Below are 9,278 nucleotides of genomic sequence, written 5' to 3'. Positions count from 1 at the left end.
CGCAGGAACAAGCAACTGAATGGCTCTGGACTTACAACAACGAGCGACCCAACATGGGCATTGGCGGCATCACCCCCGCCATGAAACTCAAAATGGCCGCGTGAATTCTACCACTGAGCCCCACTAAAAATGGGGAGATTACCCCCCCACCTGCAACAAGAGTATCAATTCTGTCCGTTAGCGCATCTGCGATTGCCTCTCGTGCAAAGCGTTGGGCGTCCCCGGCCTCCCAGGTAACTCGGACAGTCACTTCATGTCCGCGCTTGCGAAGCCTCTCTACGGCAGCACGCACATCCTCCCGGCCAGCTGCCTTGCCGTGTATAATGAGACGGGAATGGGTCTTTTGTGCCATTTCGACAACCTTCAACTGCAAAATGTAACTTACCAACCTAACTGGGAAGCATAGTTTCCCTGTCGAGGCGCGCTGAACGGGCCTCTTCCATCAACCAGTTCCTGAAATTGGCGACAACAGGACGCAGGGTTCTGTTTTCAGGGTAGACAAAATAATAGGCTGACTGCTGCGCCAAAGCGATATCGAACAATTGTACAAGGCGACCAGATGCCAGTTCGCTTTGAACAAATAGCTTTGGCACCAAGGCTGCACCAACATTATGAATTGCAGCTTCAGAGATCATGACGAATTGTTCGAAACGTGCGCCTTGGAAAGCTGCGTCAGTTTCAACTTTTGCCAAGTCGAACCATTGCCGCCACGCCAAAGGCCTGGTCGACAACTGCAGCCGCGGAACATTCGCAAGATCTGCCGGTTTTCGGATTCCATGCCTGTCCCGGAACGCCCGTGAGGCAACCGGAATGACCTCCTCATCGAAAAGAGCTTCAGCAATGGCACCAGCCCACACTGGATCCCCATGATGAATAGCTCCATCAAAAGGCTCACTCTCGAAATCAAATGGTTGCAAACGCACACTGAGATTCAGACCAGCACTTGGGTGTCGACGCTGGAACTCGGCTAGTCGAGGGGCAAGCCAGCGTGTCCCAAAGGTCGGTAAAACAGCGAGATTTAGAACATCCTGACTACCTGCATAAGACATTACCTGCCTAGTAGCCGCTGTCATCTGATCGAGTGCGCCTCGGATATCATGGAGATAGAGCCGTCCAGCGTCCGTCAAGACAATGCGCTGCCGCACTCGTCGGAAAAGCTCCACGCCTATGCGGTCCTCCAAGTGCCGTACCTGCTTGGAGATGGCCCCCTGCGTGAGATGCAGTTCCTCCGCTGCACGCGTGAAGCTGGAATGACGCGCAGCACATTCGAATGCGATCAAGGCGTCGGCAGGGGGGACGAAGGCACGTTTCATTTACTGGTTCCAAAAAGAAAACAAATCATTCCATTTGGGCATGAATAAGGGAGAAGAAATCGCTTTTTTGCAAGGGCTGAAATCGGCAATATCATTACCATGTAACAATTCATTCCAGGATGGCTCAGATTTTTGACGCCCTCTTGCAGGACTTTTGCCGGCCAGCCGGACCAGGGAGAGAGCTACATGACTGCTGCAACGACCACAAAATCCTCACCAAACGGTGGTGGCACTTTTGACTGGCAGGACCCGTTCCACCTGCGCGATCAGTTGAATGAAGACGAAGTTCTCATCATGGAAAGCGCCCACGCCTATGCGCAAGAGAAGCTTCAACCTCGCGTGATTGAAGCCTATCGGGAAGAGAAAACCGACCGGGCGATCTTTAACGAAATGGGCGAGCTCGGCCTTCTTGGCCTGACGTTGCCCGAAGAATATGGCTGCGCGGGCGCTTCCTATGTGTCCTACGGCCTGGTCGCACGGGAAGTGGAGCGGGTTGATTCAGGCTATCGCTCCATGATGAGTGTCCAGTCTTCTCTCGTGATGTATCCGATCTACGCCTACGGCAGCGAAGAACAACGCAAAAAATACCTGCCAAAATTGGCCACCGGCGAATATGTCGGCTGTTTTGGCCTGACCGAGCCGGATGCAGGCTCTGATCCTGCTGGCATGCGCACTCGGGCCGAAAAAATTGACGGCGGTTATAAACTGACCGGTTCCAAAATGTGGATCTCCAACTCCCCAATCGCAGACGTTTTTGTCGTCTGGGCGAAGTCGGAAACTCACGACGGTGCCATTCGGGGCTTTGTTCTCGACAAAGGCATGAAAGGCCTTTCCGCACCGAAGATTGGTGGCAAACTTTCCTTGCGTGCTTCAATCACCGGCGAAATCGTCATGGACAATGTTGAAGTTGGCGAAGATGCGCTGCTTCCCAACGTCTCTGGGCTTAAGGGACCTTTCGGCTGCCTCAACCGTGCTCGCTACGGCATTGCCTGGGGTGTCATGGGCGCGGCAGAAGATTGCTGGACACGTGCACGTCAATATGGCCTGGAGCGCGAGCAATTTGGCCGCCCACTGGCGCAAACGCAGCTGTTCCAGAAAAAGCTGGCGGACATGCAAACCGAGATTACCCTGGGCTTGCAGGCAGCTCTGCGCGTTGGGCAGCTGTTTGATGCTAGCAAGGTTGCGCCGGAAATGATCTCTCTAATCAAGCGCAACAACTGCGGCAAAGCCCTCGACATTGCCCGCGTTGCGCGCGACATGCACGGCGGCAACGGCATTTCTGAAGAATATCATGTTATGCGCCATGGCCAGAACCTGGAAACGGTCAACACTTACGAGGGCACGCATGACGTTCATGCGCTGATCCTCGGCCGTGCACAGACCGGCCTCCAGGCATTCTTTTAGGCAAGGCTCATGCTGCCGGAGGTTCCCCAGCCTCCGGCTTCTCTTTTAGAGGCGATGGTCAATGAATGCGAAAATCGCAGATGTCATTGTAATCGGAGGCGCTGCCATCGGCTCTTCCATTGCCTGCCAACTTGCCCAGCGCGATGATTTTTCTGGGCGCATTGTGGTCGTGGAAGCGGATCCCTCCTATCAGCTCTGCGCCTCGGCCCGATCTGCTGCATCGATCCGGCAACAGTTTTCCAGCTCCATCAACATAGAGATCTCCTTGTTCGGCATCGAATATCTGCGGTCGATCGGAGAGCGACTGGAAGTGGGTGGCGACAAGCCAGTGATTGACCTTCATGAAGGTGGCTATCTGTTTCTGGCAACACCCGACAAACTGGACATTCTGGAGACAAACCACGCAAAGCAAATCAGCCACGGTGCCGACATTGCGTTTCTCAACCAAACTGATCTGGCTCAGAAGTTTCCTTGGCTCAACACGGATGGACTTGCCGCTGGTTGCCATGGGCTGACCGGCGAAGGATGGTTTGACGGTTACGGGTTGATGCAGGCCTTCCGTAAAAAAGCCCGCTCGCTCAACGTGGATTACGTCGCTGCCAAAGTGGAGAAAGTACGAAAAACCGGCGAAAGCTGGACGGTAGAGCTCAACACCGGTGAAAGTCTGTCTGCCAAGGTTCTGGTCAATTCTGCCGGGGCTTCCGGCAGTATGGACATATGTCGCCAGATTGGGCTGGATTTGCCAATACACAGCAGGAAACGCTGCGTTTTTACGTTTGAATGCAAGGAGCCCTTGCCCCATTTTCCGCTACTGATCGCCCCAAATGGCACCTATGTCCGCCCGGAAGGGAACGGCTATATCTGTGGATCAGCGCCAGCGCCCCAGGATGATCACGACAGCAATGACTTTGAGGTGGATCACAGTCTGTTCGAGGACCACATCTGGCCCACATTGGCTGAACGCATTCCTGCATTCGAAGCAATCAAACCGGGCGCTGCCTGGTCCGGGCACTACGACATAAACCTCTTCGATCACAACGCGTTCTTAGGCAAGGCTGCAGGGATCGACAACTTCTACCTGGCGGTCGGTTTCTCAGGGCACGGATTGCAGCAAGCCCCCGCCGTTGGACGCGGATTGGCCGAATTGATTACAACAGGCAACTACCAAACCCTAGATCTTTCAGCCCTTAGTCTTAAACGCCTTACTCAAAACGAACCGCTTATTGAACGGAACGTCGTATAGACAATCAAGCAATCAGCCAGCTGCATTGGTTTTAGGAATTTGAAAGCGCGGCTTAAGGCCCAGACCTAGCCAGCTGACGGCAGAGGTGCTTCGAAAATCTCATCATTACCTTTGGCTGCCACAGTCTCGGCAGGGCCGATGTAATCGATGCCAGCATTATCGCTTGAGCAGACTCCTTCTTGTTTCGCGGTCTGCAGAGACGAGCACACTTGCGCCGTTCTGTCTATCTTTGCCCAATCGATTATTTTTGAAAACCCGTCAATCAAAACCGTCTTGAGACGAGCGATACGTGCTTTGTCCGGTTCAAAAGGTGGAGACTCGTGTCGCAAATAGACCCGTTGCGCAATCACCAAAGTCATCGCATGCAAACCTCGCAGCGGGTCTGCGTAGCGCCGAAGAATATGTCCACCCTTGAACTGTCCATCAATGGACACGGAAAAGCCACTCAACCCGGCAAAAGACCCGGCAAAAGCATCTTTCACACCGTCCGCACAGGAGCTACCTTCCCCAGTACCGATATTGATGACAGGCAGTTCACCTTCCACAAAACCTCGAATACGGGAGCGAATTGACTGACAATCAAACAGGACAACTTGATCATGCAATTTGCGCAGCCGACCAATTTCCTGCTCAAGAGCATTGTGAAACGGAAAATAGAACAACAGTTTGCGCTGATCGATTTCAACGAAACCCGGCTCTTCGTCAGCTTTGTAAATCCTCTTCAGGTCGAGCGTGGACGTTGGACAGAGCGGCCCAAAGGGCGCTTCCATGGGCTCGTCGGGATTCTCACCCTTCTGGTCAACGTCAATCACGTAGCGTGAAATTGTCGAGCGAATGATGGTCGCATCCAGTTCTCGCGCAATATCGAGAACTTTTTCAAGGCGCCAGGAGATGTCAGCCTGCAAACGCCCCGTCGCACTCAGACGGGTTTCGATTGCTGGCGGAATATCAACCCCAGAATGAGGCAGACACAGGATAAGCGGACTAGCGCCCTTTTCGACAATGATCATGCGATCAAGCCCAATAAATGGATTTCAATATACATTCACTTTGATTTCTTTCCCAAAGGGAAACAAGGTGCTTAAACCCTCTATTCCCGGAAAAGAGGACTGGGCACGCGATAAATTCTGAAAATCCCGAAAGCAGGCGCGGATGAGACGTTTTATCCAGACAGGTGTTGACCTGAAGCCTTCTCATACGCCTACGCATAGATATCTCATATTCTTGGCACCTCCCAACTTGGCTTTGTGGAAACGCACAACTATCTTGCAATGCATTCAACCTGACAGGTGACCAAGCACCACCTGTCCCGCATAGATTGTTGCTCTGGGAGGAGCCTCCATGACCTACAACCCCGCACCAACGCGGTATGATTCGATGATTTACAACCGCAGCGGCCTCAGCGGACTTAAACTCTCCGCTCTTTCACTTGGCCTCTGGCACAATTTTGGTGGCGACACTCCGAGAGAAACCGGGCGCACCTTGTGCCGAACGGCCTTTGATCACGGCATCACCCATTTTGATCTGGCCAACAACTATGGCCCGCCTCCCGGGTCCGCAGAAGAAGCATTTGGCGACATCCTAAAGACGGACTTCCTCGGGCTTCGTGACGAAATGGTCATTTCAACAAAAGCCGGATACCGGATGTGGCCCGGTCCCTATGGCGAATGGGGCAGCCGGAAATACTTGCTCTCCAGCCTGGATCAGAGCCTCAAGCGTATGGGTCTGGACTATGTTGATATCTTCTATTCTCACCGTGTTGACCCTGAGACCCCACTTGAAGAAACAATGGGCGCGCTCGACAGCGCTGTTCGTCAGGGCAAAGCGCTTTACGTCGGAATTTCCTCCTACAACTCCGAACGTACGCGCGAAGCGGCTAGAATCCTGAAGGATCTCGGCACACCCTGCATCATTCATCAGCCCAGCTATTCGATGATCAACCGGTGGGTGGAAGACGATGGTCTGCTTGACACCTTGAATCACACAGGCATCGGCTCCATAGCCTTCACCCCGCTCGCCCAGGGCGTCCTGACCGGTAAATATCTCAAGGGTGTGCCTGAGGACAGCCGCGCAGCAGCTGGAAAATCCCTTAAAGAGGATATGATCACTGAAGACAAGATCAAGCGGATCCGGTCCCTAGCATCCATCGCAGAGTCCCGCGGCCAATCACTGGCCCAGATGGCAATTGCATGGGTTCTGCGTGAAGGGCGCGTAACATCGGCACTGATTGGCGCCAGCCGACCAGAGCAGATTACTGACTGCATCGGTTCCTTGCAAAATCTGACATTTTCCAATCAGGAGCTGACTGAGATTGACGGTTTGACGAAGGATTTCGATGTCAACCTTTGGGCCCAAAGTTCAAATGCTTAGCCATTGAGCTTCTGCCTGTATTTGAGCCAGGTCGCAGCGCCAATTCCCCCAAATCGCTGCGACCTGGTGCCCAATCCCGTATCATCAATTTTCATCATCCACTCATCAAGGAAAGTCACTTTATAAGCGGCCACAGCTGCCGTACGATTCGAACTTATAAAATCTGATCCTCCCAAAGGTCACCCAGAAAGGCAGCATCATGACATTGCGAAACGGCAAGGAATTCCTGATGATTCCAGGTCCAACCAGTGTGCCGGACGACGTTCTGCGCGCTATGCACCGACCTGCTGTCGATATTTATGAAGGCCCGCTCGTCGAGACAACCGCCTTTTGCATGGACGGCATTCGCCGGCTGTTTCGCACGAAAGGCCGACCATATATCTACGCTGCCAACGGGCACGGAGCCTGGGATGCTGCACTCAGCAATACCTTGAGCCGGGGCGATAAGGTTTTGGTGCTTGAGTCAGGCCGCTTTGCGATCGGCTGGGGTGAAGCTGGCGAGATCGCGGGACTTTCTATGGAAATCCTGAAAGGGGAGTGGCACAAACCAGTCGACCCGGCTGCGGTGGAGAACCGTCTGAAGCAAGACAGAGGCGGAGAAATCAAGGCCGTGCTTGTAGTGCAAGTCGACACGGCCTCTGGTGCCTGGAATGACATTGCAGCCATCCGCAAGGCAATGGATGCCGCGGGGCACGAGGCTCTTTTGATGGTCGACACCATCGCTTCACTCGGCTGCATGCCGTTTGAGATGGACGATTGGGGTGTCGATGTCGCTCTGACGGGCGCACAAAAGGGGCTTATGACGCCGCCTGGCCTGTCTTTCGTCGTGGCAGGTAAACGCGCCACCAAGGCGCATGCAACTGCAAACTTGCGTACCAATTACATGGACTGGACCTTCCGAGACGGTCCGGAGCACTATCATAAATATTGTGGCACCCCGCCAGAGCATCTGCTGTTTGCGTTCCGCGCGGCACTCGAACTCATCGATGCAGAAGGTCTTGAAAACGTCTGGCATCGCCATGCTCTGCTGGCAGAAGCGACACGTAAAGCTATCGACGTGTGGGCCGAAGGCGGCGTTTTGGAGATGAACATTACCGAGCAGACAGGCCGGTCCGACAGTGTTACAGTGGTCCGCTTGAGAAACGTTGATCCGGCCCCCTTGCGCGCTTTCACCAAAGACGTATGCGGCGTTACCATTGGTGGCGCGATTGGAGAGCTCTCTGGCAAAGGCATTCGCATCGGCCACATGGGACATGTGAACGCTGTCATGCTGCTCGGAACGCTCTCTGCCATCGAGTTGGGCCTGGCCAAGCTTGATATCCCGCATGGCAAGGGCGGCGTTCAAGCTGCCATAGACTACCTGGGAGGCGCGCTCTAAAGCGCGTCCTCCAGACGCTTGCAGATGGTTTTGAGTACCTCAATTCGCGCATGACGCTTGTTCTCAGAAGAGACAAGCGTCCATGGCGCAAAATCGGTAGAGGTTCTGTCGACCATGTCTCCGGCAGCTATTGCGTACTGATCCCATTTCAGACGGTTGCGCCAATCGTCATCCGTGATCTTGTGCTGTTTGTAAGCGATTTCTTCGCGCGCTTTGAAACGACGCAATTGTTCATCGGCGCTGATGGCGAGCCAGAACTTGCAGACGGTGTAACCGCAATCCGTCAGCTCTTGCTCAAACTCATTGATCTCATTGTAGGCCCGTTGCCAGTCATCATGACCTGCAAAGCCTTCAACCCGCTCGACCAGAACCCGCTCATACCAGGAACGATCGAATATACCGACATGACCCTTGCGCGGCAGACGCCGCCAAAAGCGCCACAAATAGGGGCGGGATTTTTCCTCATCTGTTGGCGCAGAAATTGAGTGTACCCGATAGATGCGAGGATCCAGCGGCTTGATAACCCTACGAATGGCCCCGCCTTTTCCAGCAGCATCATTGCCCTGAAACACCAGGACAAGGCCTTTTTTGGAAAAGGCTTTGGTGTCGGAAATGTCAGACAGCCGGTCCTGATATTTGGAAAGTTGCTTTTCATAATCCGCCTTGCCCAAATGCGCGGTCAGATCGACAGCATCAACAGCGCTCTGGCTTTTCCATGCGCTGACAACAGGCGGTGCAGCAATTGAGCTGCTCTCGCCTTCATCCAGCTTCACCCGCATTGATCCTGCAATGGTCTGGGCAAGGGTCGCATCCCGGTACTCAGGGTCTTGAGAGGGAATAACAAACCAGGGCGCGTGTCCCTTGCTGGTTTCAAGAATGATTTTCTCGCCAACCTTGCTGGCCTTTTCATGGTTTTTCAAAGCAGCCCAATCAGCAAGGACGTGCCGCGCCGCGCCTTTCTTGTCGATCTTCTTCAACCGATGTTCCTGCTCCTCGCGGGGCAGAACAAACCAGAACTTCAAAAGCAGAACATTTTCCTGCGCGAGCATTTTTTCAAAACGCTGGATCTTGGCCAATTCATGCTCGAAGGTCTCGTCATCGATCTTGTCATAGATTCGATCGCGCATGGCTTTCTGATACCAGCTGCCGAACACCACGGCCGTCTCCCCCTTAGCGGGAAGATCACGCCAGTAACGCCACAATCGCGGCCTCAAACGAGCTTCTTCCATCGGATCGCCATAAGCGTTACAGGTCAGATGGCGCGCATCCATCCACTCATAGAGCCTTGCAATTGCCTGCCCCTTGCCAGCGCCGTCCAGACCATCAACAACAATGATGGTTGAAAAGGGTTTCTTCTCAACCATTTCAAGCTGTGCTGACAACAAGGCTTCACGCAATTCGGGTTCAAGTTTCCGAAATGTCTTCTTGTCCATCTTTTGAGGCAACTGCGCGGATTCAAACATGCATACTCTCTGAGGCTGAGGCCTTCCAGCTGTCGCTGGCAGCGCTCTTATTGACTTCTTCGCTTCATTCCGCGACCGCCGCTATGTCTTTCAACCGATGGCCTGGA

The 9,278-nt window shown here is 53.8% G+C and carries 7 protein-coding genes and 1 pseudogene; 4 read left to right on the top strand and 4 right to left on the bottom strand.

Annotation, left to right across the window (positions count from 1 at the left end; genetic code table 11):
- Positions 1-154: 154 nt before the first annotated feature.
- Positions 155-352, bottom strand: a pseudogene (locus tag V6575_RS22055) (diacylglycerol kinase family protein); the annotation flags it as partial.
- Positions 353-389: 37 nt separating this feature from the next.
- Positions 390-1,313: a LysR substrate-binding domain-containing protein gene (locus tag V6575_RS22050; protein WP_340277540.1), complete on the bottom strand. Its 924-nt coding sequence runs from the start codon at positions 1,311-1,313 to the stop codon at positions 390-392.
- A 186-nt stretch (positions 1,314-1,499) separates the two neighbouring features.
- On the opposite strand from V6575_RS22050, the gene V6575_RS22045 reads away from it, so the two are divergent.
- Both V6575_RS22045 and V6575_RS22040 read left to right on the top strand, forming a co-directional pair.
- The gene (locus tag V6575_RS22045; RefSeq protein ID WP_340277537.1) at positions 1,500-2,717 is read left to right on the top strand and encodes an acyl-CoA dehydrogenase; all 1,218 of its coding nucleotides are present in this window, start codon (positions 1,500-1,502) and stop codon (positions 2,715-2,717) included.
- A 61-nt stretch (positions 2,718-2,778) separates the two neighbouring features.
- Positions 2,779-3,960, top strand: a complete 1,182-nt coding sequence (locus tag V6575_RS22040; protein WP_340277535.1) for an NAD(P)/FAD-dependent oxidoreductase — start codon at positions 2,779-2,781, stop codon at positions 3,958-3,960.
- A gap of 65 nt (positions 3,961-4,025) precedes the next feature.
- Here the strand turns inward: V6575_RS22040 and V6575_RS22035 are convergent, their stop codons facing one another.
- The gene (locus tag V6575_RS22035; protein WP_340277533.1) at positions 4,026-4,970 is read right to left on the bottom strand and encodes an N-formylglutamate amidohydrolase; all 945 of its coding nucleotides are present in this window, start codon (positions 4,968-4,970) and stop codon (positions 4,026-4,028) included.
- Between the two features lie 331 nt (positions 4,971-5,301).
- Here V6575_RS22035 and mgrA point away from each other — a divergent pair, with 331 nt between their 5' ends.
- Together mgrA and V6575_RS22025 are read left to right on the top strand one after the other, a co-directional pair.
- On the top strand, positions 5,302-6,330 hold the full coding sequence (gene mgrA / locus V6575_RS22030) for an L-glyceraldehyde 3-phosphate reductase (RefSeq protein ID WP_340277531.1): 1,029 nt from the start codon (positions 5,302-5,304) through the stop codon (positions 6,328-6,330).
- A 199-nt stretch (positions 6,331-6,529) separates the two neighbouring features.
- On the top strand, positions 6,530-7,708 hold the full coding sequence (locus tag V6575_RS22025) for a pyridoxal-phosphate-dependent aminotransferase family protein (RefSeq protein WP_340277529.1): 1,179 nt from the start codon (positions 6,530-6,532) through the stop codon (positions 7,706-7,708).
- Here V6575_RS22025 and pap read toward each other — a convergent pair.
- Positions 7,705-9,171, bottom strand: a complete 1,467-nt coding sequence (gene pap, locus V6575_RS22020) for a polyphosphate:AMP phosphotransferase (RefSeq protein WP_340277527.1) — start codon at positions 9,169-9,171, stop codon at positions 7,705-7,707. The two genes, V6575_RS22025 and pap, sit on opposite strands and share 4 nt — an antisense overlap.
- Positions 9,172-9,278: the final 107 nt, after the last annotated feature.

Origin of the sequence: Roseibium algae (genome assembly GCF_037783265.1) — a bacterium.
GTDB lineage: Bacteria > Pseudomonadota > Alphaproteobacteria > Rhizobiales > Stappiaceae > Roseibium > Roseibium algae.
The sequence above is the reverse complement of the archived record's forward strand: the minus strand, read 5'-3'. Positions and strand labels throughout refer to the sequence as shown.

Excerpts from the sequence above, each read along its gene's own strand:
- V6575_RS22050 (WP_340277540.1), bottom strand. The coding sequence starts at position 1,313 with ATGAAACGTGCCTTCGTCCCCCCTGCCGACGCCTTGATCGCATTCGAA.
- V6575_RS22045 (WP_340277537.1), top strand. The coding sequence starts at position 1,500 with ATGACTGCTGCAACGACCACAAAATCCTCACCAAACGGTGGTGGCACT.
- V6575_RS22040 (WP_340277535.1), top strand. The coding sequence starts at position 2,779 with ATGAATGCGAAAATCGCAGATGTCATTGTAATCGGAGGCGCTGCCATC.
- V6575_RS22035 (WP_340277533.1), bottom strand. The coding sequence starts at position 4,970 with ATGATCATTGTCGAAAAGGGCGCTAGTCCGCTTATCCTGTGTCTGCCT.
- mgrA (WP_340277531.1), top strand. The coding sequence starts at position 5,302 with ATGACCTACAACCCCGCACCAACGCGGTATGATTCGATGATTTACAAC.
- V6575_RS22025 (WP_340277529.1), top strand. The coding sequence starts at position 6,530 with ATGACATTGCGAAACGGCAAGGAATTCCTGATGATTCCAGGTCCAACC.
- pap (WP_340277527.1), bottom strand. The coding sequence starts at position 9,171 with ATGTTTGAATCCGCGCAGTTGCCTCAAAAGATGGACAAGAAGACATTT.